The sequence below is a fragment of the Acidimangrovimonas pyrenivorans genome (genome assembly GCF_042643245.1).
GTDB lineage: Bacteria > Pseudomonadota > Alphaproteobacteria > Rhodobacterales > Rhodobacteraceae > Acidimangrovimonas > Acidimangrovimonas pyrenivorans.
On record NZ_JBHRSK010000004.1, the window covers coordinates 1,327,170 to 1,351,500 of the forward strand.

General features: G+C 69.3%; 24 protein-coding genes. 9 read left to right on the forward strand and 15 right to left on the reverse strand.

Going from position 1 to position 24,331, the window contains the following annotated elements; all coding sequences use genetic code 11:
• Positions 1-3: 3 nt before the first annotated feature.
• From ACFOES_RS09305 to ACFOES_RS09320, 4 genes are all read right to left on the reverse strand, one after another.
• The gene (locus ACFOES_RS09305) at positions 4-1,986 is read right to left on the reverse strand and encodes an SDR family NAD(P)-dependent oxidoreductase (protein WP_377832960.1); all 1,983 of its coding nucleotides are present in this window, start codon (positions 1,984-1,986) and stop codon (positions 4-6) included.
• A 14-nt stretch (positions 1,987-2,000) separates the two neighbouring features.
• Positions 2,001-3,146 carry a UDP-glucuronic acid decarboxylase family protein gene (locus ACFOES_RS09310; RefSeq protein WP_377832961.1) on the reverse strand — a complete coding sequence of 382 codons (1,146 nt, stop codon included), beginning with the start codon at positions 3,144-3,146 and terminating at the stop codon, positions 2,001-2,003.
• A 279-nt stretch (positions 3,147-3,425) separates the two neighbouring features.
• Positions 3,426-4,610 (reverse strand): cytochrome P450, encoded by a 1,185-nt coding sequence (locus ACFOES_RS09315; protein WP_377832962.1) that lies wholly within the window; start codon positions 4,608-4,610, stop codon positions 3,426-3,428.
• Between the two features lie 67 nt (positions 4,611-4,677).
• Entirely contained in the window at positions 4,678-5,139 is a 462-nt protein-coding gene (locus tag ACFOES_RS09320; RefSeq protein WP_377832963.1) for an Lrp/AsnC family transcriptional regulator, read from the reverse strand.
• A 141-nt stretch (positions 5,140-5,280) separates the two neighbouring features.
• Here ACFOES_RS09320 and cobA point away from each other — a divergent pair, with 141 nt between their 5' ends.
• The 7 genes from cobA (at position 5,281) to infC (ending at position 10,915) form a co-directional block, all read left to right on the forward strand.
• Positions 5,281-6,174, forward strand: a complete 894-nt coding sequence (cobA, locus tag ACFOES_RS09325) for a uroporphyrinogen-III C-methyltransferase (RefSeq protein WP_377832964.1) — start codon at positions 5,281-5,283, stop codon at positions 6,172-6,174.
• Positions 6,171-6,479 (forward strand): DUF2849 domain-containing protein, encoded by a 309-nt coding sequence (locus ACFOES_RS09330; RefSeq protein ID WP_377832965.1) that lies wholly within the window; start codon positions 6,171-6,173, stop codon positions 6,477-6,479. The genes cobA and ACFOES_RS09330 overlap by 4 nt, the downstream gene beginning before the upstream one ends.
• Positions 6,472-8,142, forward strand: a complete 1,671-nt coding sequence (locus tag ACFOES_RS09335; protein ID WP_377832966.1) for a nitrite/sulfite reductase — start codon at positions 6,472-6,474, stop codon at positions 8,140-8,142. Before ACFOES_RS09330 ends, ACFOES_RS09335 begins: the two co-directional genes overlap by 8 nt.
• Positions 8,132-8,923 (forward strand): phosphoadenylyl-sulfate reductase, encoded by a 792-nt coding sequence (locus ACFOES_RS09340; RefSeq protein WP_377832967.1) that lies wholly within the window; start codon positions 8,132-8,134, stop codon positions 8,921-8,923. Before ACFOES_RS09335 ends, ACFOES_RS09340 begins: the two co-directional genes overlap by 11 nt.
• Positions 8,920-9,333: a DUF934 domain-containing protein gene (locus ACFOES_RS09345; protein WP_377832968.1), complete on the forward strand. Its 414-nt coding sequence runs from the start codon at positions 8,920-8,922 to the stop codon at positions 9,331-9,333. The genes ACFOES_RS09340 and ACFOES_RS09345 overlap by 4 nt, the downstream gene beginning before the upstream one ends.
• Before the next feature lie 55 nt (positions 9,334-9,388).
• Positions 9,389-10,216 (forward strand): ferredoxin--NADP reductase, encoded by an 828-nt coding sequence (locus ACFOES_RS09350; RefSeq protein WP_377832969.1) that lies wholly within the window; start codon positions 9,389-9,391, stop codon positions 10,214-10,216.
• Positions 10,217-10,426: 210 nt separating this feature from the next.
• Positions 10,427-10,915, forward strand: coding sequence for a translation initiation factor IF-3 (infC, locus tag ACFOES_RS09355; protein WP_449222434.1), 489 nt, complete (start codon positions 10,427-10,429; stop codon positions 10,913-10,915).
• Positions 10,916-11,296: 381 nt separating this feature from the next.
• Here infC and ACFOES_RS09360 read toward each other — a convergent pair whose 3' ends face one another.
• The 8 genes from ACFOES_RS09360 to ACFOES_RS09395 form a co-directional block, all read right to left on the reverse strand.
• Positions 11,297-12,085: an FAD binding domain-containing protein gene (locus ACFOES_RS09360; RefSeq protein ID WP_377832970.1), complete on the reverse strand. Its 789-nt coding sequence runs from the start codon at positions 12,083-12,085 to the stop codon at positions 11,297-11,299.
• A gap of 12 nt (positions 12,086-12,097) precedes the next feature.
• Entirely contained in the window at positions 12,098-14,467 is a 2,370-nt protein-coding gene (locus tag ACFOES_RS09365) for a xanthine dehydrogenase family protein molybdopterin-binding subunit (protein WP_377832971.1), read from the reverse strand.
• A 78-nt stretch (positions 14,468-14,545) separates the two neighbouring features.
• On the reverse strand, positions 14,546-15,031 hold the full coding sequence (locus ACFOES_RS09370) for a (2Fe-2S)-binding protein (protein ID WP_377832972.1): 486 nt from the start codon (positions 15,029-15,031) through the stop codon (positions 14,546-14,548).
• Between the two features lie 221 nt (positions 15,032-15,252).
• Entirely contained in the window at positions 15,253-16,260 is a 1,008-nt protein-coding gene (locus ACFOES_RS09375; RefSeq protein ID WP_377832973.1) for a molybdopterin-binding protein, read from the reverse strand.
• Positions 16,261-16,263: 3 nt separating this feature from the next.
• Complete coding sequence (locus ACFOES_RS09380; protein WP_377832974.1) at positions 16,264-17,250, reverse strand: XdhC family protein; 987 nt, start codon at positions 17,248-17,250, stop codon at positions 16,264-16,266.
• A 566-nt stretch (positions 17,251-17,816) separates the two neighbouring features.
• Positions 17,817-19,088: a vWA domain-containing protein gene (locus ACFOES_RS09385; RefSeq protein WP_377832975.1), complete on the reverse strand. Its 1,272-nt coding sequence runs from the start codon at positions 19,086-19,088 to the stop codon at positions 17,817-17,819.
• An 89-nt stretch (positions 19,089-19,177) separates the two neighbouring features.
• Positions 19,178-20,089, reverse strand: coding sequence for an AAA family ATPase (locus tag ACFOES_RS09390; RefSeq protein ID WP_377832976.1), 912 nt, complete (start codon positions 20,087-20,089; stop codon positions 19,178-19,180).
• Positions 20,090-20,134: 45 nt separating this feature from the next.
• The gene (locus tag ACFOES_RS09395) at positions 20,135-21,046 is read right to left on the reverse strand and encodes a LysR substrate-binding domain-containing protein (RefSeq protein WP_377832977.1); all 912 of its coding nucleotides are present in this window, start codon (positions 21,044-21,046) and stop codon (positions 20,135-20,137) included.
• Positions 21,047-21,148: 102 nt separating this feature from the next.
• Between ACFOES_RS09395 and ACFOES_RS09400 the strand changes: the two genes are divergently transcribed.
• Positions 21,149-22,369 (forward strand): acyl-CoA dehydrogenase, encoded by a 1,221-nt coding sequence (locus ACFOES_RS09400; protein ID WP_377832978.1) that lies wholly within the window; start codon positions 21,149-21,151, stop codon positions 22,367-22,369.
• A gap of 4 nt (positions 22,370-22,373) precedes the next feature.
• Positions 22,374-22,688 (forward strand): ASCH domain-containing protein, encoded by a 315-nt coding sequence (locus tag ACFOES_RS09405; protein WP_377832979.1) that lies wholly within the window; start codon positions 22,374-22,376, stop codon positions 22,686-22,688.
• Positions 22,689-22,846: 158 nt separating this feature from the next.
• On the opposite strand, the gene ACFOES_RS09410 is transcribed toward ACFOES_RS09405, so the two are convergent.
• From ACFOES_RS09410 to ACFOES_RS09420, 3 genes are all read right to left on the reverse strand, one after another.
• Positions 22,847-23,179, reverse strand: a complete 333-nt coding sequence (locus ACFOES_RS09410) for a hypothetical protein (RefSeq protein WP_377832980.1) — start codon at positions 23,177-23,179, stop codon at positions 22,847-22,849.
• A 98-nt stretch (positions 23,180-23,277) separates the two neighbouring features.
• A complete protein-coding gene (gene nusB, locus ACFOES_RS09415) occupies positions 23,278-23,715 on the reverse strand; it encodes a transcription antitermination factor NusB (RefSeq protein ID WP_377833025.1) in 438 nt (145 codons plus the stop codon).
• Positions 23,716-23,783: 68 nt separating this feature from the next.
• Positions 23,784-24,329 (reverse strand): 6,7-dimethyl-8-ribityllumazine synthase, encoded by a 546-nt coding sequence (locus tag ACFOES_RS09420; RefSeq protein ID WP_377832981.1) that lies wholly within the window; start codon positions 24,327-24,329, stop codon positions 23,784-23,786.
• Positions 24,330-24,331 lie beyond the last annotated feature (2 nt).

The window sequence follows — 24,331 nt, forward strand, 5'->3', positions numbered from 1 at the left end:
GGCTCATCGAAACCGGCCGAGGGCCTCGAGGATCTTCTCGGACTGGGGCGCGGTGCCGACGGGCAGCATCACCATGCGGCCGTCATCGAACTTGTAGGGCGCGATGACGATCCCCTCCTCGGCAAGCTCCTTCACCATGCGGTCGAAATCGCTCGGCGCCTCGGCGAAGATGTAGGGCGCGTTCGACGGGATGTGCCGGATCCCGATCTCGCTCAGCCGCCTCTGCATCTCGGCGCGGTTCTCGCGGGCGCCGTCGAACACGAGCTGACGGTGCTGCGCGTCACCCAGCGCGGCGATGGCGGCGACCTCGGCGGTGTGGGTCAGGGTGAAGATCTGTTCCGAGCGCCGGATCAGGTCGAGCAGCTTCGGCTGGGCGTAGGCATAGCCGACCCGCAGCCCCGCCATCGCGTAGAACTTCGAAAAGGTGCGCAGCCCGATGATCGCATGCGTCCCCTCGCGCACCAGGCCGGGCACGTCGACCATGGCGGGATCGTCGGCATATTCGGCATAGGCCTCGTCGATCATCACCGGCAGATCGGGCGGCAGGTCGGCAAGAAACTCGCGCACCTCCGCCTGTTGCAGCGTGACGCCTTCCGGGTTGCTCGGGCTGATGAGATAGACCAGCCGCGTCCGCGCCGTGATCGCCTCGCGCATGGCGGTCAGGTTGTGGGAGGCCCGGTTGCCGCTGCCGCCCCGATCGAACGGGACCAGCTTCTGCGCGATGCCGTTGCGCTGGCAGGTCAGGTTGAAGCCGAACCAGCCCGGCCCGCTCGAAACGATCTCCTCGCCCGGCTTGGCAAAGACCTGCACGACGCGGGCGATGAGTTCCCAGGAGCCGGGCCCGAAGGCGAAGAAATCATCCGGCAGATCGTGCTCCTGCGACAGCGCCTTGCGCAGCGCGGTGTAGCGTTCCTCGGGGTAGTAGCTGGGCGGGTGCGTGACCAGGCTGTCGCGCACCGCCTCCAGCACCTTCGGCGAAGGTCCGAACTGGTTTTCGGCCCGGTCGAGCAGCGCGATGCGCCCGGGATCGCGCGGCACGAATTCGCCCTTTATGTTGAGCTCGGGATAGAGGATCGCCTGCCGCGTCGCGGCGACGCCGGCAAGCTGGGCCTCGCCCTCCGGATCGGCGTTGAAGCGTTCCGCCGAGAGGGTCCGGCCATGCAGCAGGTGACCCGGGCCGGTCGCGCAATACTCGAAGGCGGGCAGCAGGATCTCGGCAGAGGGCAGCAGCTCGGCCGAGGCCCAGTCGCTCGCCGCCTTGCGCTCGGTCCGGACACTGGGAAGAACCAGCGCGGTCACCACCACGCGCGCATCCGGCAGGTCCGAGGCGATGTGGCGGGTCAGCGCCTCGAGCCCCGCCTTGGAGGTGCTGTAAGGGACCATCTTGGGATAGGCACCCTCGGTCGCGATGCTCGAGATGTTGAGCACGCGGCCCGGCTTCTCGTGCTCGATCAGCCAGCGCACCGCCTCGGCGGTCGCGATCATCGGCCCGGTCAGGTTGATGCGGACCGTCTCGTCCAGTTCCTCGGGCGCGGCCTGCCAATACGGCCGGTAGGGGCCGGCGATGGCGGCATTGTTGATCAGGATGTCGAAGGTGCCATAGGCGGTCTCCGCGGCGTCGAACAGCTGCCGGATGCCCTCGGGCGTGGCGACATCGGCCACCACCCCCTCGACGCTGAGGCCCTCGGCCCGCAGCTTGCGCACGGTGTCCTGCACCGCCTCGCCGCGGCGCCCGTTGACGACCAGACGCGCGCCGAGCGCGCCGAAGCGGCGCGCGACGACCAGCCCGACGCCCTGGGTCGCCCCGGTGATCAGCACGACCTTGTCGGCAAGCCCCGGCGCGGCGCTCTCGACCCTGGGCAGGGAGGCGATCAGCTCTTCGACCTCGGACGGGGTGCTCAGCTCCTGCCAGGCGCGGCGGCCGAGATGAATCGACCGCGCGGCAAGCCGCCGGGTGCGATGCAGAAAGGGATGCGTGGTGGCCATGACGTTCCCGACAGTCAGTTACTGTTGAACCCGATGCGGTCGGAATCCGCATCCTTGCCCGCGTGCCCGTTCGGCTTGCGGCCGTTGCTCCGCAACTGGGCGCTGTCCGGATGCAGCCGGCGCATCTGCTGCTCTCCGGCGGCGACGTGAAGCGAATCCGTGAACAGCCGCCCGACGATCGGCCCGCCCCGCGACGGCTGCGTCATCGCCCGCGGCCGCTGTTGCTGGTGGCTTTCGAAATACTCGACCGTCCGCGCCAGCCCCTCCGGCAAATGGGTCGTCGGTTGCCAGCCGAGATTCTTGAACGCCAACGAGATATCGGGCCGGCGCCGGATCGGATCGTCCTGGGGCAGCGGCAGGAACTGCAGCTCGCTGCTGCTGCCCGTGGCCTCGATCACGTGCTCGGCCAGCTCGCGGATTGTGGTTTCGGTCGGATTGCCGAGATTGCAGGGTTGCCGCATGTGGGGACCGGCATTCATCAGCCGGATCAGCCCTTCGACGAGATCGGTCACGTAGCAGAACGACCGGGTCTGCTTGCCTTCGCCGTAGATCGTTATCGGCTGGCCCGACAGCGCCTGCATGATGAAGTTCGATACCACCCGGCCATCGGAGCCCGCCATGTTGGGACCGTAGGTGTTGAAGATCCGGGCGATGCGGATATCGACGTCGTACATCTTGCAGTAGTCGTGGAACAGCGTTTCCGCCGCCCGTTTGCCCTCGTCATAGCAGGCGCGCGGCCCGAAGGAGGTCACCGAGCCCCTGTAGCCCTCGCTCTGCGGATGGATCTCGGGATCGCCGTAGACCTCGGAGGTCGAGGCCTGAAGCACCCGCGCCCCGGTGCGGCGGGCCAGTTCGAGGATGTTGATTGCGCCGATGACGTTCGTCCGCAGGGTTCGGATCGGATCGTTCTGGTAGTGAACCGGACTGGCGGGACAGGCGAGATTGTAAATCTGTTCGATATCGTTGAAGGCACTCAGCGGCAGCTCGACATCCTGCGCCGAAAACAGAAACCGTTCATTGGGTACGAGATGAAGGATGTTTCCAAGCGAGCCCGTCTGAAGATTGTCCAGGCAAACGACATGCTCCCCCCTGTCCAAGAGAGCTTCGCACAAGAATGATCCAACAAAACCCGCACCACCACTGACCAAAATCGATCCCATGGCTAGGCTCCAGAAATGGAATATATCGTCAATATATGCAGCGCCGCGAATCAATGGCGCCGTAGGAATAACAGTCCCGAGCAATAGCACACATTGTCCACTCGGTCTATTTGGACGTGCCCGGCCGGCGGGGAGAGCATCCGGCCGGCCCCGTCGCGCATCGTCGGGACATCGACAAACGGCGAGAGCGTCTGCGAAAGGCAGGCCTGCCGGCGGCGGGCGTGCCGGGCTGTCAGCGAAGAGCGCGAATGCCGCAGCAAAGCGCCGCCGGCGGCGCTTTCAGTCCCAGCGGGCCGGCAGCGCCTCGAGGCCGTGGAAATGGTAGAGGTCGGCATAGCGCGGCCGGCCGGCGATCGTCAGGCCGGGCAGCCGGTCGAAGAGGATCGGCAGGGCGGTCTGCAGTTCGAGCCGGGCCAGCGGCGCGCCGAGGCAGAAATGGACGCCGGCGCCGAAGGACAGATGCGGCTTGCACGGCCGGGCCGGGTTGAACCGCGCCGGGGCGTCATAGGCCGAGGGATCGCGATTGGCGGCGGCCAGCAGGCAGGCGACCCGGTCGCCGCGACGGAACCCGTGGCCCATGACCTCGACATCCTCGTAGACGTGGCGCATGAAGAGGTGCAGCGGCGGGTCGAAGCGCAGCGCCTCCTCGACCGTCGCCTCGATCCGCTCGGGCGCCAGCGCCGCGGCGCGCGGCTTGTGCCGGGCCAGCGCCTTGATCGCGTTGCCCAGCGTGTGCACCGTCGCCTCGTGACCGGCATTCAGCAGCAGGATGCAGGTCGCGATCAACTCGTCGGTCGACAGATGCTCGCCGGCCTCCTCGGCGGCGATGAGATGGGTGATGAGGTCGTCGGCCGGACGGCTGCGCCGCTCCTCGACATAGCCGCGCAGGAAGGCCGAGAACTCCTGCGCCGCGGCCACCGCCGCCGCCTCGACCCGGGCGTCGCGCCGGGCCTGATACATCGCCACCATCGCGTTCGACCAGCGCAGCAGGTCGTCCGACCGCTCCTCGGGCACCCCCAGCATCCGGGCGATGACAATGACGGGCAGCCGCTGGGCGAAGGCCGGCAGCAGGTCGGCGCCGCCGGCGGGCAGCGCGTCGATCAGCTGGTGGCTGAGGGCGGCGATCTCGGGCGCCATGGCGGCGATGCGGCGCGAGGTGAAGGCGCGCAGCACGAGGCCGCGCAGCCTTGTGTGGCGCGGCGGCTCCAGTTCCAGCATCGAGTGGTCGTCGATGGCGTAGAACGGGGCGAGATGTTCGGGCGGGAGCGGCCGGTTTTCCGGCAGTGGCTCGCGGCCGAAGCGGCGGTCGCGCAGGATGGCGTTGACGGCGGCGTAGGAGAGCGCGCAGGGCAGCCCGTACTCCTGCCACCGGACGATGCGCCCCAGCTCCCGCGCCCGTTCGTAGAAGGCATAGGGGTTCTGGACGAATTTCGGCTCGGTCGGGGACTGGCTGATGGTTTCCATGGCGTTTCCTGGGGGCCAGCCAAGCCGAGTGCGGCCGGAATGGCAAGGGGCCGGCGGCGGCAGAGGCTCAGACCGGCAGGATCGTCGTCGACTTGATCTCTTCCATCGAGAGCAGCGCGGTGACGTTGTAGATCCGCACCTCCGAGATCAGCGCCTGGTAGAAGGCGTCATAGGCGCGGGCATTGGCGACCCGGACCTTGAGGATGTAGTCGATATCGCCCGCCAGCCGGTGCGCCTCGAGCACCTCGGGCCGGGCCCGCAGGGTGGTCAGGAAGCGTTGCTGCCACTCCGCCTCGTGCTCGGAGGTGCGGATCAGGACGAAGAAGCAGGCCTCGAGCCCGAGCGCCTCGGGATCGAGGATCACGGTCTGGCGGGTGATCACCCCGGCCTCGCGCAGTTTCCGAATCCGGTTCCAGACCGGGGTCTTGGACGAGCCCACCTTGCGGGCGATCTCGTCGAGCGATTGCGAGGCGTCGGCCTGCAGCTCGGCAAGGATTTTCCGGTCGAGATCGTCTAGTCGGGCCGCCATTCGCTCCTCCCGTGGAATTTGGGAAATCGGGTTTCGCCTCAGGACAGTGTCGGAACAAACTTCCTTATTTGCAAGGGTATATGGCGCCAAAGCGGGATAATATTCTACCTTTGAGGCAAGACACCACTCCCGGAGGCCGCCATGACCCACGCTTCGATCTTCCCCGCTTCGCCGCTTCGCCGCCTCTGCGCGCGGATGATCCGCGGCGGCGCCGGCATGGCGGCACGGCTGGCCGGTGGCGGCGCCGCCGCGCTGCCCCTCGACCGGCGCTGGCTGCGCGCGGGGGAAGCCGGGGCCGGCCGGGTCGACCTCGTCGGCGCCGGGCCGGGCGATCCGGAACTTCTGACGCTGAAGGCGCGGCGGCTGCTGGCCGAGGCCGAGGTCGTGGTCCACGACCGGCTGATCTCGGCCGAGATCCTAGCGCTGATCCCGCGCCGGGCGCGCAGGATCGCCGCCGGCAAGCAGGGCTTCGGCCCCTCGGTGCCGCAAGAGGAGATCAACGCGCTGCTGGTCCAGCATGCCCGGGCCGGCGCCCGGGTGGTGCGGCTGAAATCCGGCGATCCGGGCGTCTACGGCCGGCTCGACGAGGAGGTCGAGGCGCTCGACGCCAACGGCATCGACTGGGCCATTACCCCCGGCCTGACCGCCGCCTCGGCCGCCGCCGCCGCGCTCGGCCAGGGGCTGACGGCGCGCGGGCGCAATACCGGCGTGCGGCTGCTGACCGGCCACGACGTCGCCGGCTTCGCCGAGCAGGACTGGCGCGGGCTGGCCGAGCCGGGCGCCGTCGCCGCCATCTACATGGGCAAGCGGGCGGCGCGCTTCCTGCAGGGCCGCCTGCTGATGCACGGCGCCGGCGGCGAGACGCCGGTCAGCGTGGTCGAGAACGCCTCGCGCCCCGACCAGCGCATCCGCCCCACCACCCTTGCCGCCCTGCCCGCCGCGCTCGAAGGCGTCGGCGGCCCGGCGGTGCTGCTTTACGGCCTTGCCCCGCGCGGCGCGGCGGCCCGGGCCGAACCCGAGGAGAAAAGCGCATGAGCAAACGCTTCACCCCCAAGGTCGTCACCGCCAACGCCCTGCTCGAGGGCGACGTGGTCTATTTCACCGAGGACGGGCGCTGGACCCGGCTGCACCGCGAGGCCGAGCTGATCGAGGACGAGGCCGTCGCGCAATTGCGGCTGCTCGACGCCCAGGCCCGGCACCACCAGGTCGTCGGCGTCTACCTCGCCGAGGCCCGCCCGGGAGCCGACGGTCCCGAGCCGGTGCATTTCCGCGAAGGCTTCCGCGCGCAGGGCCCGTCCAACTATGCCCACGGCAAGCAAGTGGAGCTGAAGAATGTATGAATACAACGACTTCGACGAGGCTCTCGTGCGTGAGCGGGTGGCCCAGTTCCGCCAGCAGGTCGGCCGCCGGATCGACGGCAGCCTGACCGAGGACGAGTTCAAGCCGCTGCGGCTGATGAACGGGCTCTACCTGCAGCTCCACGCCTACATGCTGCGCGTCGCCATCCCCTACGGCACGCTGAACAGCCGCCAGATGCGCCAGCTGGCGATGATCGCCGACCGCTGGGACAAGGGCTACGGCCATTTCACCACCCGGCAGAACATCCAGTACAACTGGCCCCGGCTGGCCGACGTGCCGGACATGCTCGACGCGCTGGCCGATGTCGGCATGCACGCGATCCAGACCTCGGGCAACACGGTGCGCAACGTCACCGCCGACCATTTCGCCGGCGCCGCGGCGGGCGAGGTCTTCGACCCGCGCCCGGTGGCCGAGCTCTTGCGGCAATGGTCGACCGATCATCCCGAATTCCAGTACCTGCCGCGCAAGTTCAAGCTGGCCGTCATCGGCACCGAGGCCGACCGCGCGGTGATCCGCGCCCATGACATCGGCCTGCAGATGGTGCGCAACGCGGCCGGCGCGCTGGGCGTCCGCGTCTTCGTCGGCGGCGGGCTGGGCCGGACGCCGCTGCTCGGCCTCGTCACCCGCGAGTTCCTGCCGCTGGCCGACCTTCTGCCCTATGTCGAGGCGGTGCTGAGCGTCTACAACATGGCCGGACGGCGCGACAACAAGTACAAGGCGCGGATCAAGATCACCCTCCGCGAGCAGGGCGAGGCGGCGCTGATCGCGCAGATCGAGGACCGTTTCGCCGAGCTGCGCGACAGCTATGGCGGCGCCGACCGGGCGCTGCTGGCCGAGATCGCCGAGCATTTCCTGCCGCCGCAGTTCAAATCGGCACCGGTCGAGGCCCATGACGCCGCCTATGCCGCCGATCCGGTCTTCCGTTCCTGGGCCGACACCAACCTCTCGGCCCATCGCCACCCGGATTACGCCATCGTCCAGATCAGCCTGAAGAAACCGGGCGCGACCCCGGGCGACGCGAGTTCGGCCCAGATGCGGGTGATGGCCGACCTGGCCGAACGCTACGGCCATGACGAACTGCGCGTCAGTCACGCGCAGAACGTCGTCCTGCCCCATGTCCATCGCGGCGACCTGCCGGCGGTACATGCGGCGCTGAAACAGGCCGGGCTGGCAACGGCGAATATCGGCCTCGTCTCCGACATCATCGCCTGCCCCGGGATGGATTACTGCGCCCTGGCCACGGCGCGCTCGATCCCGGTCGCCCAGGCCATCGCCACGCGGTTCGAGGAACTCGACCTCGAGCATGAGATCGGGCCGATGCAGATCAAGATCTCGGGCTGCATCAACGCCTGCGGCCACCACCATGTCGGCCATATCGGCATCCTCGGCCTCGACCGTGCCGGGGTCGAGAACTACCAGATCACGCTGGGCGGCGACGCCTCCGAGACCGCCGCGATCGGCGAGCGGGCCGGGCCCGGCTTCGCCTACGACCAGATCGTGCCCGCCATCGAGCGGCTGATCCGGGCCTATCTCGACCTGCGCGACGGGCCCGGGGAGAGCTTCATCGCCGCCTTCCGCCGCCTCGGCCCGGCGCCGTTCAAATCCGCGCTCTATCCCGCCGAAAGGACCCGCGATGCCGCTTGAAGCCCCCCTCACCCCGGTCGAAGAACGGGTGGCGGCGCTCAACGACCGCTACCGCCACCATGCCGCCACGGCGGTGCTGCACCACGCGCTCGAGGACCCCCTGGTCGGGCGTCTGGCGCTGGTCTCCAGCTTCGGCGCCGAATCGGTGGTGCTGCTGCACCTGCTCTCGGCCGTCGCACCGGACACGCCGGTGCTGTTCATCGACACGCGGATGCTGTTCGCCGAGACCCTGTTCTACCAGACCCGGGTCGCCGAAACCCTCGGTCTGACCGATGTCCGCCGCATCCGCCCCGATCCGGCGCAGGTGCTGGCGCGCGATGCCGAGAACCTGCTCTACCGCTCCGATCCCGACGGCTGCTGCGCCCTGCGCAAGACCGCGCCGCTGGAGCGGGCGCTGGGCGATTTCGACGCCTGGATCACCGGCCGCAAGCGGTTCCAGGGCACCAGCCGGGCGACGCTCGACTTCTTCGAGGCCGACGAGGCCGGGCGGATCAAGGTCAACCCGCTGGCCCATTGGCGGCGGGAGGACATCGCCGAATACATGGTCAACAACCGCCTGCCGCGCCACCCGCTGGTCGCCAGGGGCTACCCGTCGATCGGCTGCGCCCCCTGCACCACCCCGGTCAAGCCGGGCGAGGACCCGCGCGCCGGGCGCTGGCGCGGCCGCGACAAGGAGGAATGCGGCATCCATTTCGCGGGCGGCCGCGTCGTGCGCGGGCCGCTGCCGCAGGCAGAGGAAACCGCCGGCACCGATGGCGACAAGACGGAGGACGCGGCATGAGCGTGATCGTCACCGACAGCGGCTTTGCCGCGGACGACTGGCAGGGCGAGATCAGTCCCCTCGCCGCGCTGGCCGACCGGCCCGAGGCCCGTGCCGTGGCGCTGGCGGCCGAGGCCGACCCGGCGGCGCTGGCCGGGCGGCTGCACGGGCTCGCGCTGATCGTGGTCCGCTTCGCCGCCTATGCCGACGGCCGCGGCTTCACCCTCGGCCGGCGGCTGCGGCTGGCGGGCTATGCCGGCCGGTTGCGCGCCGCCGGGCCGCTGATCGCCGATCAATACGCCATGGCCCGCCGCGCCGGTTTCGACGAGGTCGAGATCCCCGACGAGATCGCCGCCCGCCAGCCCGAGGAGCAATGGCGTTTCCGCGCCGACTGGCGCGCCCACGACTATAGGTCGCGGCTGCGGGCGTAATCCGGGGCTTTCCCCGCCCGTCAACAGCAAGTAGAGAAGAGGCATTCCGCAGCAGATGACCGAACAGATTACCGTGACCGACACGCCCGCCACCCCCGTCAAGACCCTGCCCGATGCCCAGACCGTGACCGAGGTCACGCACTGGACCGACCGGCTGTTCTCGTTCCGCGTGACCCGGCCGAAATCGCTTCGCTTCCGCTCGGGCGAATTCGTCATGATCGGGCTGATGGGCGACAACGGCAAGCCGCTCCTGCGCGCCTATTCGATCGCCTCGCCGAGCTGGGACGAGGAGCTCGAGTTCTACTCGATCAAGGTGCCGGACGGGCCGCTGACCTCGAAGCTGCAGCATATCCAGGCCGGCGAGCAGATCATCCTGCGGCCCAAGCCGGTCGGCACGCTGGTGCTGGACGCGCTCTTGCCGGGCAAGCGGCTGTGGTTTCTGGCCACCGGCACCGGCATCGCCCCCTTCGCCTCGCTGATGCGCGACCCGGAGACCTACGAGAAATACGAGCAGGTGGTGATGATGCATACCTGCCGGACCGCGGCCGAGCTGGAATACGGCCGCCAGCTGGTCGAAAGCCTCAGGGACGACCCGTTGATCGGCGAGTTCGTCGGCGACAAGCTGCGCTATTACCCGACCACGACCCGGGAAGAGAGTGCACAGATGGGCCGGATCACCGACAACCTGACCTCGGGCAAGGTGTTTCAGGACCTCGGCATCGCGCCGATGGAGCAGGAGCACGACCGGGCGATGGTCTGCGGCTCGCTCGCCTTCAACCACGACGTCAAGGCGGTGCTGGAGGGCTTCGGCCTGCGCGAGGGCGCCAACAGCGATCCCAAGGAATATGTCGTCGAGAAGGCTTTCGTCGGCGACGGCATCTGATCGGGCCTCGCGGCCGGACCGGTCGGCGCCGGATCACAATCCCGCGCCTGCGCCCCGCCGGGCCCGCTTTGCGCCCCGGCAGCCGCGAATCCGGTTGAAAGAGCTGCAGGCCAAAGCTATTTTGCCGCGCATTGATCAGATGACAGAAGGAACTTCACCATAGCTCGCAGACCCCACAACGCCCCGCCGACCCGCGACACCGGACCCCGCGTGAACGGACGAATCCGTGCGCCCGAGATTCGCCTGATCGGTGCCGAAGGCGAAAACCTTGGCGTGATGCCGCCCGCGCGGGCGCTGGGCCTGGCCGAGGATGCCGGTCTCGACCTGGTCGAGATCTCGCCCAACGCGACGCCGCCGGTCTGCAAAATCATGGATTTCGGCAAGTTCAAGTACGAACAGCAGAAGCGCGAGGCCGAGGCGCGCAAGAAGCAGAAGACGATCGAGGTCAAGGAGGTCAAGTTCCGGCCCGGGACCGATGTCCACGACTACGACGTCAAGATGCGCAACGTGGTCCGCTTCCTCGAGGCCGGCGACAAGGTCAAGGTGACGCTGCGCTTCCGCGGCCGCGAGATGGCGCACCAGCAGCTGGGCATGGACCTGCTCAAGCGCGTCGCCGAGGACGTGGCCGAGCTGGGCAAGGTCGAGAACATGCCCAAGCTGGAAGGCCGCCAGATGGTGATGATGATCGGCCCGCGCTAGGCCGACCGACAGCGACGGAATTCAGGCGCCCTCCCCTTGCGGGAGGGCGTCTTGCTTTGGGCGAGAGAATTTGCCCCACTCCGAAGCGAGAGGGAACGGACCCGGGAGCCAGGCGCAACTTCGCCCGGTGCGCGCGGGAACCGCGCAGGGCGAGCGTCTGCCCGTCCCGGCGGGCTGGCGCTTTGGAACCGCGCGCATCGCTCGTATTGCGGAGGGCTTGGCTGACATAAAGCGCGCCGTTCGGCTGTTGCGACCGCCACCCCACGGGCAGGCGCTCACCCCGCTCATGTCGTGCCTGGCAGCGGGGCTCAGCCAGCAGCCCCAAACGCTAAGAGCCCCCGCCAGCGGCAGGGGCTCCTCTGTTTCACACTGACCAGTGGCTCAGCCGGCGGCGGTCACCGCGCGGCCGGTCAGCACCTTGACCAGGTGCGCCCGGTAGGCGGCCGAGCCGTGCAGGTCGGCGATCATGCCGTCGGCATCGACGCTCAGCCCCGACACCGCCCCGGCCGAGAAATCCGACGACAGCGCCGCCTCGGCCTCGGACCAGCGGAAGACACCGTCGCCCGAGGCGCCGGTCACCGCCACCCGCACCCCGTCAGGATATTTCGCCACGAACACCCCGGTGAGGGCGAAGCGCGAGGCCGGCTGTTCGAACTTCTGGTAATTCGCCGCCTGCGGGATCGGGAAGCGGACCTCGGTGATGATCTCGCCTTCCGCCAGCGCGGTGGTGAACATGCCGTCGAAGAAATCGTCGGCCGCAATCTCGCGCGTGTTGGTGACGATGGTCGCCCCGGTCGCCAGCGCCGCCGCCGGGTAATCGGCCGACGGGTCATTGTTGGCCAGGCTGCCGCCGACGGTGCCGCGGTTGCGCACCGCCGGGTCGCCGATATTGCCCGCCAGCGCCGCCAGCGCCGGGAAGCTCGCCGCTGCCTCGCGCGCCGCCACCGCGTGCGGGGTGCCGCCGCCGACGCAGACCGCGCCGCCCTCGACGCGCACGCCCTTGATCTCGTCGATGCCGTTGAGGCTGACCAGCAGCGCCGGCGCCGCCAGCCGCTGCTTCAGCGTCGGGATCAGGGTCTGGCCGCCGCCCAGCGCCTGGGCTTCCTCGGCCCCCAGCGCCTCGACCGCCTCGGCCACCGTGCTCGGCCGCTTGAATTCGAACGCGTACATGAGCGTCCCTCCTTACTGCTGCATCGCTGCCCAGACCCGCGACGGGCTGAGCGGCATGTCGATATGGGTGATGTCGTGCCCGGCCCGGGCCAGCGCGTCGACGACGGCATTGACCACCGCCGGCGGGCTGCCGATGGCGCCGGCCTCGCCGCAGCCCTTCACCCCCAGCGGGTTGTGGGTGCAGGGCGTGGCACAGCTGTGATCGACCTTGTAGAACGGCACGTCGGAGGCGCGCGGCATGGCGTAATCCATGTAGCTGCCCGAGATCAGCTGGCCGTTCTCGTCATAGGCTGCACCTTCCAGCAAGGCCTGGCCGATGCCCTGGCCAAGCCCGCCATGGACCTGGCCGTCGACGATCATCGGGTTGACGATATTGCCGAAATCGTCCGCCGCCGCGAAGCTCTCGATCGTCACCTTGCCGGTGTCGGGATCGACCTCGACCTCGCAGGCATAGGCGCCGGCGGGATAGGTGAAGTTCGACGGGTCGTAGAAGGCCGTCTCCTCGAGTCCCGGTTCGAGCTCTTCCAGCGGGTAGTTGTGCGGCACGTAGGCCGCCAGCGTCACCCCGGCCCAGTCGACTTCCTTGTCGGTGCCGGCGACCGAGAACTTGCCGTCCTTGAGCTCGATATCGGCCTCCGAGGCCTCGAGCAGGTGGGCGGCGATCTTCTTGGCCTTGTCGATGATCTTGTTGGTCGCCTTGACCAGCGCCGAGCCGCCGACGGCGAGCGAGCGCGAGCCGTAGGTGCCCATGCCCATCGGCGTGTTCGAGGTGTCGCCATGGACGATCTCGACCTGGGAAGCGTCGATGCCGATCATCTCGGCCACCACCTGCGGGAAGGCGGTCTCGTGGCCCTGGCCGTGGCTGTGGCTGCCGGTGAAGACCGAGATCGAGCCGGTGGCGTTCACCCGCACCGTCGCGCTCTCGTAAAGCCCGGCCCGGGCGCCGAGCTGGCCGACGAGGTTCGACGGCGCGATGCCGCAGGCCTCGATATAGCAGTTGACGCCGAGGCCGCGCAGCTTGCCGCGCGCCTTCGATTCCGCCAGCCGTTTCTCGAAGCCCGACAGGTCGGCGATCTCGATCAGCTTGTCCATCGTCGCCTGGTAGTTGCCGGTATCGTATTCGACCGCGACCGGGGTCTGGTAAGGGAACTCGTCCGGCTGGATGAAGTTGCGCCGACGGATCTCGATCGGGTCGATCCCCATCTCGCGCGCCGCCTTGTCGATGACACGTTCGAGCTGGAAGGTCGCCTCGGGCCGGCCGGCGCCGCGATAGGCGTCCACGGGCACGGTGTTGGTGAACACCGCCTTGACGTTGACGTAGATCAGCGGCGTCTTGTAGTTGCCCGCCATCAGCGTGCCGTGCAGCCAGGTCGGGACCGAGGGCGCGAAGGTCGACAGGTAGGCGCCCATATTGGCGTAGGTGTCGGTGCGCAGGGCCTGGAAATGGCCCTCCTTGTCCAGCGCCAGCTGGATCGTGGTGACATGGTCGCGGCCATGGGCGTCGGTGATGAAGCTCTCGGACCGCTGCGCGGTCCATTTCACCGGCCGTTCCAGCTGTTTCGCGGCATAGGTGCAGAAGGCTTCCTCGGCATAGTGGAAGATCTTGGAGCCGAAGCCGCCGCCGACATCCGGCGCGACGACACGCAGCTTGTGCTCGGGGATGCCGAGGACGAAGGCGCCCATCAGGAGCCGGATCACATGCGGGTTCTGCGAGGTGGTGTAGAGCGTGTGATGGTCGGTCCAGGGATCGTAATCCCCCACCGCCACCCGCGGCTCCATCGCGTTCGGCACCAGCCGCTGGTTGACCAGTTCGAGGGTGGTGACGTGATCTGCCTTGGCGAAGGCCTCCTCGACCGCGGCCTTGTTCTCCTCGACGAAGCCCCAGTCGTAGCACAGGTTCGAGCCGATATCGTCATGGACCAGCGGCGCGCCGTCCTGCACCGCCGCCTTCATGTCGATCACCGCCGGCAGCTCGTCGATGTCGAAGGCGACCGCCTCGGCGGCGTCGCGCGCCTGGGCCTCGGTCTCGGCCACCACCACGGCGATCGGGTCGCCGACATGGCGCACCTTGCCCTGGGCCAGCACCGGGTGGGCCGGCTCGAGCATCGGGTTACCGTGCTTGTCGGTCACCTGCCAGCCGCAGGGCAGCCCGCCGATGCCCTCGAAATCGGCGCCGGTGAAGACGCGCAGCACGCCGGGCATGCCCGCCGCCGCCGCGGTGTCGACGCTGTTGAGCGTGCCATGCGCCACCGGGCTGCGGACGAACCAGGCATAGGCCTGGCCGCGCAGGTTGATGTCGTCGGTATAACGGCCCTTGCCGTTCAGGAACCGCAGATCCTCGCGCCGCTTGGTGCTGGCGCCGATGCCTCCGTCTTTCGGCATAGTCTCCTCCCTGGGTTTCCCGCCTGCGCAATGCGCGGCAGGACTATGACTTGAAAACGAAATTCCTCGCCGAGCTCCTCACTCGGCGGCGATCGCCGAAACGTCTTGCCCGGAGGCCGCCATGATCGCCTTGACGATGTTGTGGTAGCCGGTGCAGCGGCAGATATTGCCCTCGAGGTAATGCCGGATCTCGGCCTCGGTCGGCTTCGGGTTCTCCTTCAAGAGCGCCGCCGCCGACATCACCATGCCCGGGGTGCAGAAGCCGCATTGCAGCCCGTGATGGTCCTGGAACGCCTGCTGGATCACGCCGAGCGAGCCGTCGGCATTGGCCATGCCCTCGATCGTCGTCACCTCGGCGCCGTCGACATCCATCGCGAAGGTGGTGCAGCTCTTCACCGCGTCGCCGTTCACATGCACCACGCAGGCGCCGCATTGGCTGGTATCGCAGCCGACATGCGTGCCGGTCATCCCGAGCCCTTCGCGCAGGAACTGCACCAGCAGCGTGCGCCCCTCGACCTCGCCGGAAACGGTCTTGCCGTTCACCGTCATCGTGACCTTCGCCATCGCATCCTCCCTAATGTGAACGTGGGCGAGTAAAGCACGGGGAATCGCATTCGCAAACAGGGAATTGCGCCGCCTGCCGCACGTCTGGTTGAGGGTCCTAGGCCTAGACCGGAAGGCGCGGCCGTCAAGGGTGGCAGGGGCGGCAGGGGCCGTCTGCCCCCTCTTCGCGCCTGGGGGCGCGAATTCACCCCCGAGGATATTTCCGAGCAGAAAGAAAGCCCCTAGCTCTTGCCTCGTTCCCGGGGCTGGGGCCGCTGGGGGATTTCCTTGAGCAACCCGCCGACGCCCATGGCGGCGATATCGTCGTCGCCGGGGTCGAGGCCGCAGGCGATGCGTTCGAGCACCCAGTCGGCCCCGTTGAGCGCCGGCGAGCGGGCGCAGCCCGGCAGGCCGATGACCGGGCGCGGGCCGAGAGCGCCGAGGAACAGCAGGTTGCCGGGATCGACCGGCATGCCGAAACGGGTGACGGTGCCGCCGGCCCGGCGCAGCGCCTCGGGCCCGGTGTCATGGGCGTCCGAGGTCGCCGAGCCGGTGAGGATCAGCAGCACCTCGCCCTTCAGCGCCGCCAAGGCCTCGGCCATGGCGGCCGGTTCGTGCGGGGTGACGGCGACCTCGGCCAGTTCCATCCCCAGCGCGCCCAGCCGGCCCTCGGTCACCCGGCGCGCCTTGGCCGAGAGCTTCGGCGCCTGCCCCGGCACCTCGGACAGCAGCAGCCCGGCGCTGCGCCGCGTCACCCGGCGCAGGCGCAGGGCGGCGCGGGCGGCCTGTTCCGCCTCGGCCAGGCGGGCGCCCGGCACGGCATAGGAGATGATCTTGATCGTGCCGACCAGCATGCCAGGCGTCACCCGGGCCTGCGGCGCCAGCGTCGCCAGCGTGATCGCCGGGTCGATCCGGTTCAGCGCGCCGATCGCCGCGGCGTCCGGGGCAACCAGCCCCGGCACGGCGGCGTTGACATTGACCCGGCCGGTGAAGGGCGCCGACAGGGTCAGCCCGGCCGCCGCCGGATCGGGCACCAGCGCGGCGGCGAGCCTTGCGGCCGCGGCATCCTCGGCCACGTCGCCGGGATCGAGCCGCGCCACGGTCAGCTCCGCCACCCCAGCCGCCGCCAGCGCGGCGATATCCTCCGAGGTCAGCACCCGCCCCTTGCGCAGCCGATGGCCGTCGAGCGGCTGCGAATGGGCGAGGATTGCCCCCTCCGCCTGGTCCAGCGGCACCGGGCCGAAGCGCATCGCCTAGCCCCGGCGCAGGGTTTCGGTGATCTCGGCCAGGATCGCGACGGCGATCTCGGCCGGGCTCTTGGCGCCGATGTCGAGACCGACCGGGGCGTGGATGCGCGCGATCTGCGCCGCGCTCAGCCCCGCCGCCTTGAGCCGGTCGACCCGCTTGGCATGGGTCCGGGTCGAGCCGAGGCAGCCGAGATAGAAGGCGTCGGAATTCAGCGCCGCGACGATCGCCGGGTCGTCGATCTTGGGATCGTGGGTCAGGGTGACGACGGCGGTGCGGGCGTCGAGCCCGTGCTCGGCCAGCGCCTCGTCGGGCCAGTCGTGGCTGATGGTCTCGCCGGGGAAGCGTTCGGCGGCACCGAAGGCCTCGCGCGGGTCGATCAGGTAGGGGTCGTAGCCGGTCAGCCGCGCCATCTGCAGCAGCGGCTGGGCGATATGGACGGCGCCGACCACCGCCATTCGCAGCGGCGGGTTGTGGATGGCGATGAACCAGTCGCCCTCGGTGCCCGACTTGTCGGACCGGAACCGCGCCCGGATCGGCTCTTCCAGCGGGTCGCCATGGCCGTCGGTCAGCCGCCGCTCCCAGGTCCTGAGGTTGACCAGATAGGCCGCGGCATGGCGGGTCGCCCGGACCGAAACCAGGTCGGCGAGGATATCCTCGGGCAGCGCCGTGCCCACCGGCTCGACCAGCACCTTGATCGTGCCGCCGCAGGCCAGGCCGACGGCGAAGGCCTCGTCGTCTGAAACGCCGTAGGTGAGCAGCCGCGGCTTGCCGTCCTCCAGCGTCTCCAGCGCCTCCTCGACCACCGCGCCCTCGACACAGCCGCCCGAGACCGAGCCCATGATCTGCGCGTCGCCCGAGATCGCCAGCTGGCTGCCCACCGGACGCGGCGCCGAGCCCCAGGTCTCGACCACCGTCGCCAGCGCCGCGCGGCGCCTGTTCCGGTGCCAGTCGAGCGCGATTTCCGGGATTTGATCGTGGCTGTATTCACTCATGACGGCCTCCTCTTTACGGCGACTATGCGCCAGCCCGCGCCCCCGCGCCACCACCAATGGCGGCACGCCCGCAGGACATAATCCGGATGCTGCGCCCGCCAATGCCCGCGGCGCCGGCCGGAGCGATTCAACAGGGAAGATGCCGAACGCCCCTTCCCCTGAACGGAAATATCCCGGGGGGAGTCGCCCCTGGGCGACGGAGGGGCAGCGCCCCCCGCACCGCACGCAGCGCCAGAAGGAATGCGGCGCAGCCGCGCAATCGGATCGCGGAACGACAGCGGGATGGAAGCGGGATGGCAGCGGGCAAATTAAAACGCCGTGAGAGGGAGGTCTCACGGCGTTTATGCTGTCCGCCCAGGGAGGTGGGCGGTGAAATCCGCCCAGGGAGGTGAGCGGAGTTCAGGGAGATCGTCCGGGTCTCTGCCTGCCGACGCGTGCGGGCGCCCGTTCGATGCCTCCCTTCTACGCCGCTCGCGCGGGCCGCAATTTGACATGGGTCAAACCGAAGGCGCCGAATGAACATATCGGGTGCGACAGAACGGCTCAGGCCGGGGCGGTCCGCGCGGCTAGCCCGCCGCCGCGCCGGTTTCGAGCAGCGCCATCAGCCGCGCCTTCTCGCCCGAGTCGGCGGCATCCGACAGCGCCTCGGCCAGCGCCTCGAGCGCGGCGATGTTGTGGCCGGCGCGGAAGCTGTCGACATGGGGCAGCATGGTGCGGATGCCGCGGGCGCGGGGCGCGAAGCCGTCCCAGCGCAGCAACGGGTTGATCCAGATCAGGCGCCGGGCCGAGAGGTGCAGCCGCTCGATCTCGGGGCCGAGAATGCCCTCCTCGTCGCGGTCGAGCCCGTCGGTGATCAGCAGCACCACGGCGTTCGACATCACCCGGCGCGACCAGTCGCGGTTGAATTCGTGCAGCGACGACCCGATCCGCGTGCCGCCCTCCCAGTCCCGCGCCTCGGCCCCGGCGGCGGCCAGCGCGGCGTCGACGTCGCGCGCGCGCAGCTGGCGGGTGATGTTGGTCAGCCTTGTGCCGAAGGTGAAGGCATGGACCTGGGCCCAACCGGCGCCCTTGTGGTTCGAGACCGCGTGCAGGAAATGCAGCACGGCGCGGGAATAGGCCGACATCGAACCCGAGATGTCGCAGAGCACGACCAGGTTCGGCCAGCGCGCGCGCCGCGCCTTGCGCGAGAAGTCGCGCAGCTCGCCGCCCTGGCGCAGCGCCTGGCGGAAGGTGGCGCGCCAGTCGGGCAACCGCCCATGCCGGTCGGCCTGCGTTCTGCGCGATTTCAGAGGCCGCACCGGCAGCCGCAGCCGGGCGATCATCCGTTTCGCCTGCGCCATCTCCTCGGCCGACATCTGCTCGAAATCCAGCGCCCGCAGCCGTTCCTCGGCCGAGGTCGTCATCGAGGCGTCGATCTCGACCGGGGCCTCGTCCTCGGCGCCCGGCTCCCGCCCCGGCATCTCGCGGTCGACGCCGTCGAGCAGCGCCTCGGCGGCGCGCTTCTCGGCCGCCTGCGCCGCCCGCTCCTCCTGCGCGCCGCGCACCGCCGGCAGCATCATCGCCATCATGTGCTCGATATAGCGCGGGTCGCGCCAGTAGAGCCGGAAGACCTGGGCGAAGACCAGTCGGTGCTCGGGCCGGCGCACGAAACAGGCGTGCAGCGTCCAGTAGAAATCCGCCTTCTCGGTGAAGCCCGCCGCCTCGACCGCGCGGATCGCGTCGATCACCGAGCCCGGCCCGATCGGCAGCCCGGCCTTGCGCAGGGCGCGGGCGAAATGGGTGATGTTGTCGGCGAGCTTGCCGTGCTCGGGGATGTCGAGGGCGGGGAGCTGGGCCATCGGTCAGGGCTGGCGGAGGGGACGGCGGCGGGGGGCGCTGCCCCCCTGCCCCCCCCGGGATATTTTCGTGAAGATGAAAGCGGAACGGGTCATTGCGCGGCGATGTCCTTGCGGACCTCGTCGAGGAGGCGCTTGGCCTCGGAGCCCTGCAGGCGCTGGATGTCGTCCTGGTATTTCAGGATCGCGCCGAGCGTGTCGGCGATGACTTCCGGCGACAGGTCGATGACGTCGAGGGCGAGCAGGCACTTGGCCCAGTCGATGGTCTCGGCGACGCCGGGGCGCTTGAACAGGTCCTCGGTGCGCAGCTTCTGGACAAAGGCCACGACCTCACGGCTGAGCGTCTCGGTCGCCTCGGGGGCGCGGGCGTGGAGGATCTCCATCTCGCGCGCGAAATCCGGGTAGTCGACCCAGTGGTAGAGGCAGCGGCGCTTGAGCGCGTCGTGGACCTCGCGGGTGCGGTTCGAGGTCAGGATGACGATCGGCGGCGCGGGCGCCTTGACGGTGCCCAGTTCCGGGATGGTGACCTGGAAATCCGACAGGGCCTCGAGCAGGAAGGCCTCGAAGGGTTCGTCGGTGCGGTCGAGCTCGTCGATCAGCAGCACCGGCGGGCCGCCGTCCTGCGGCCGCATCGCCTGCAACAGCGGCCGTTCGATCAAGAACTCCTCGGAGAACAGTTCCGATTGCAGCACCTCGCGGTCGGCGCCGCCGCCGGCCTCGGCGGTGCGGATGGCGATCATCTGGGCGGCGAAGTTCCATTCGTAGACCGCCGAGGCGGCATCAAGCCCCTCGTAGCATTGCAGCCGGATCAGGCGCCGGCCCAGCGCGGCGGCCAGCGCCTTGGCGATCTCGGTCTTGCCGACGCCGGCCTCGCCCTCGAGGAAAAGCGGCCGGCCGAGCTTCAGCGCCAGGAACGTCACCGTGGCCAGCGCCCGGCCGCAGACATAGTCCTGCCCGGCCAGCAATTCCTGCACGGCGTCGATGGATGCGGGTATTTGGCTCACGATCGGTCCTCCCGGCCGCCATGCTGGGGCGCCGGGGCGGGCCGGTCAAGCCGTCACTTGGCCAGTGTCACGTCCCTGTGCTTGCTGCGCGGCCCAGGCCCGGAACGAGGCCAGCGGCGGCCGCGCCGGCCGGTCGGCGGGCCAGACGAGGTAATAGCTGCCCAGCGCCTTGACCGGCCCGCCATAGGCCGGGACGAGACGGCCGTCGGCCAGCTCGCGCTCGATCAGGAACAGCGGCAGCAGGGCGAGGCCGAGGCCGTGCACCGCGCCCTGGGTCATGGTGGCGAACTGGTCGAACAGCATCCCGCCCGGGCGCTGGCCCGGCAGGCCGTGATGGGCCAGCCAGCGGCCCCAGTCGCCGGTGCGGCTTTCGAGTTGCAAGAGCGGCAGGCGCAGCACCTCCCCGGGCCGCTCGAGCGGTTCGGGCAGCAGCGACGGCGCGGCGACGGCGAGGATGTCCTCGTCCATCAGCTTGAGGTAGTCGACGCCGGGCCAGTCCTTGCGGCCGTAATGGATCGCCGCGTCGAAGGGCGTGGCGGCGAAATCGAACGGCCGCAGGCGGGTCGAGAGGTTGACCGTCACCTCGGGATGGCTCTGGGCGAAACCGGCCAGCCGCGGCGCCAGCCAGTGCATGCCGAAGGCGGGCAGGATGGCGAGGCTGAGCGTGCCGCCCGACGGATTGGTCTTCAGCGTCAGCGAGGCGGCCGAGAGGATGCCCAGCGCCTTGCGCACCTCGCGCACGTAATCCTGCGCCGCCGGGGTCAGCCGCAGCCGCTGGCGCTCGCGGATCATGAGTTGCAGGCCGAGTTGGTCCTCCAGCGCGCGCAGCTGGCGGCTGATCGCGCCCTGGGTCAGGGACAGTTCCTCGGCCGCGGCCGAGGCGGTTCCAAGCCGGTCGACGGCCTCGAGCGCGGTCAGGGCGGCGATCGATGGCAGGTAGCGGCGGGCGACGGACATTATGAGCTTTCCTCATGACCCGGGGACCGGGTTTCGATAGAAGCCCGGCCCGATTCATGCAATACCCGGGGCCGAATTCCGCATGCCGCGATGGAGGATGCCATGACCGACCGCCCGACCCTGAAAGCCAAGGACGCCCCCGACCTGGGCCGTTTCGACTGGGAGGACGCGCTGCGACTGGACGCGCAGCTGACCGAGGACGAGCGCATGATGCGCGACGCCGCCCGCGCCTATGCCCAGGAGAAGCTGCAGCCCCGCGTCATCGAGGCCTTCCGCGAGGAGAGCACCGACCCGGCGATCTTCCGCGAGATGGGCGAGATGGGCCTGCTGGGCACGACCATTCCCGAGGCCTATGGCGGGCTCGGCGCCGGCTATGTCACCTACGGGTTGGTGGCGCGCGAGATCGAGCGGGTCGACAGCGGCTATCGCAGCATGATGTCGGTGCAATCCTCGCTGGTGATGTACCCGATCTATGCCTATGGCAGCGAGGAGCAGCGGCGGAAATACCTGCCCAAGCTGGCAAGCGGCGAATTCATCGGCTGCTTCGGCCTGACCGAACCCGATGCCGGCTCGGACCCCGCCGGGATGAAGACCGTGGCGAAGAAGACCGAAGGCGGCTACGTCCTCAACGGCTCGAAGATGTGGATCTCGAACGCGCCGATCGCCGATGTCTTCGTCGTCTGGGCCAAGTCCGAGGCCCATGGCGGCAAGATCCGCGGCTTCGTGCTGGAAAAGGGCATGAAGGGGCTGAGCGCGCCGAAGATCGGCGGCAAGCTGTCCCTGCGCGCCTCAATCACCGGCGAGATCGTGATGCAGGATGTCGAGATCGGCGAGGACGCGCTGCTGCCTTACGTCGAGGGCCTCAAGGGCCCGTTCGGCTGCCTCAACCGGGCCCGCTACGGCATCGCCTGGGGCGCGATGGGCGCGGCCGAGTTCTGCTGGCACGCGGCGCGGCAATACGGGCTCGACCGCAAGCAGTTCAACAAGCCGCTGGCGGGGACCCAGCTGTTCCAGAAGAAGCTGGCCGACATGATGACCGAGATCAGCCTCGGCCTGCAGGCGGCGCTGCAGGTCGGCCGGCTGATGGACGCGGCCGAGGCGGCGCCCGAGATGATCTCGATCATCAAGCGCAACAATTGCGGCAAGGCGCTGGATATCGCCCGGATGGCGCGCGACATGCATGGCGGCAACGGCATTTCCGAGGAGTTCCAGGTCATCCGCCACATGGTCAACCTCGAGACCGTCAACACCTACGAGGGCACCCATGACGTCCACGCCCTGATCCTCGGCCGGGCGCAGACGGGCCTGCAGGCGTTCTTCTGACGCCATGCAGGCGCTGCCCGTCGTCGCCCGGCTCTTCCCCGCGATCCTCGCGGGGGAGAAGACCCACACGATCCGCTGGCGCGAGGCCCGGATCGTGCCGGGACCGATGACCTATCTCTGCGAGGACGCGCCCGGGCAGCGCGCGGTGGTCGTGGTGACGCGGGTCACCGACCTGCCGCTGCGCGAGGCCGCCGCGCTGGTGGGCATGGAGGCGGAATGGCCGCCCGAGGTGATGCTGGCGGGGATGCGGGAGCATTACCCCGAAATCACGCTCGACGACGTGGTGCAGGTGGTCGAGCATCTGCCGTGCCGGCCTTGAGGACGGCAGCGGTCAACTCTGCCAGAACCGAATAACGTCTCTTCCTTTTGCCGCCCAGATAGCGCGCCGGGCGGAAAGGCGCACAGCAAACATGGCCGACTCAGCCGCCAAGCGGACCGAAACGGCCAAGATCTGTTTCAGGATTGCCCCGCCGGGCCTCAGTGTTGGCGACGCGGATCGTCGGCCTCGACGCGCACCGGTACCAAGGCGCGCAGCAACGCCGGACGGCTGCGGGTTTCCTGGCGACGGCCGCCGCGGGGGCCGTCGTCATCCTCGGCCATGCGCATCACCGCGATGCCGAACTGGACGCCGGCGAAGACGACCCCGTTCGAGATGAACAGCATGAAGGCCGCGATCCAGCCGCTCTGGGTCTCGAGCACCAGATGGCGCAGGCCGGCGACGTCGAACCAGATCAGCCCGACGCAGAACAGCGCCGAGATGCCCCAGCCGATCAGGACGTGGCGGATATAGAGACGAATAAGCTCCGGCATGGCGATTCTCCGTTTCGTTCCCATCAGCTTAGGTCACGGAGCCGTGTATTGCACGGGTCGTCTCGTCGCAGCCCGGTCGGGCCGCCCTCTCCCGAGGCTCAGAACGCCTCGGGCCGGGCCTCGCGCGCCATGTGGTCGAGCACGGCATTGACGAATTTCGGCTCGCGCCCCTCGGGGAAGAAGGCCTTGGCGATGTCGACATATTCGTTGATCACCACCTTGGGCGGGGTGTCGCCGATCTGCAGCTCGGCCCCGGCGGCGCGGAACAGCGCCCGCAGGGTCGGATCGATCCGGGCGATCGGCCATTTCGCCACCAGCGCCCGGTCGGTCATCTGGTCGATGCTGGCCTGCCAGTTGACCGCGCGGTCCAAGAGCTTGCGGAACAGGCGCGGATCGCCCTCGGCCATCTCGTCGCCCTCGTAGGTGGCGCCGAAGCGGAAGGTCTCGAACTCGCGCGCCACCGCCTCGACGGTCTGGGCCGAGGCCTCCATCTGGAACAGCGCCTGCACGGCATAGAGCCGCGCGGTCGATTTCATCTGCCGCTTGTCGGGCTTCGGCCCCTTCGGGGCATCGCCCTCGGCGTTCGGGGTATCGGATGTCGTGGTCATGCGTTCTGCGGCCCTTCGCCGGCAATCTGGATCGGTTCGCCCGCCGGCTTGAAGCCGACGCCCTTGGTGCGGCCGGACCAGCGCCGCGCCAGCGCGACGAGATGCAGCGCCGCCGCGGCCGCGCCGCCGCCCTTGTTCTGGCCCCCGGGATCGGCGCGCACCACCGCCTGGTCGCGGTTCTCGACCGTCAGGATGCCGTTGCCGATGCAGGCGCCCTGCAGCCCGAGCAGCGACAGCCCGCGCGAGCTGTCGTTGCACACCGTCTCGTAATGGGTGGTCTCGCCGCGGATGACGCAGCCCAGCGCGACATAGCCGTCATAGTTCGACAGCCGCTCGGCCAGGGCGATGGCCGGGGGGATTTCCAGCGCCCCGGGCACCTCGATCGTCTCGTGGCTGCCGCCGGCCTCCTCGATCACGGCGCGGGCGCCGGCGATCAGGTCGTCGGCGATGTCCTTGTAATAGGGCGCGACGACGATCAGCAGCTTGACCGGCTTGTCGAAGCTGGGCAGCGGCAGGGTGTAGTGGGTTTCGCTTCCGGCCATTT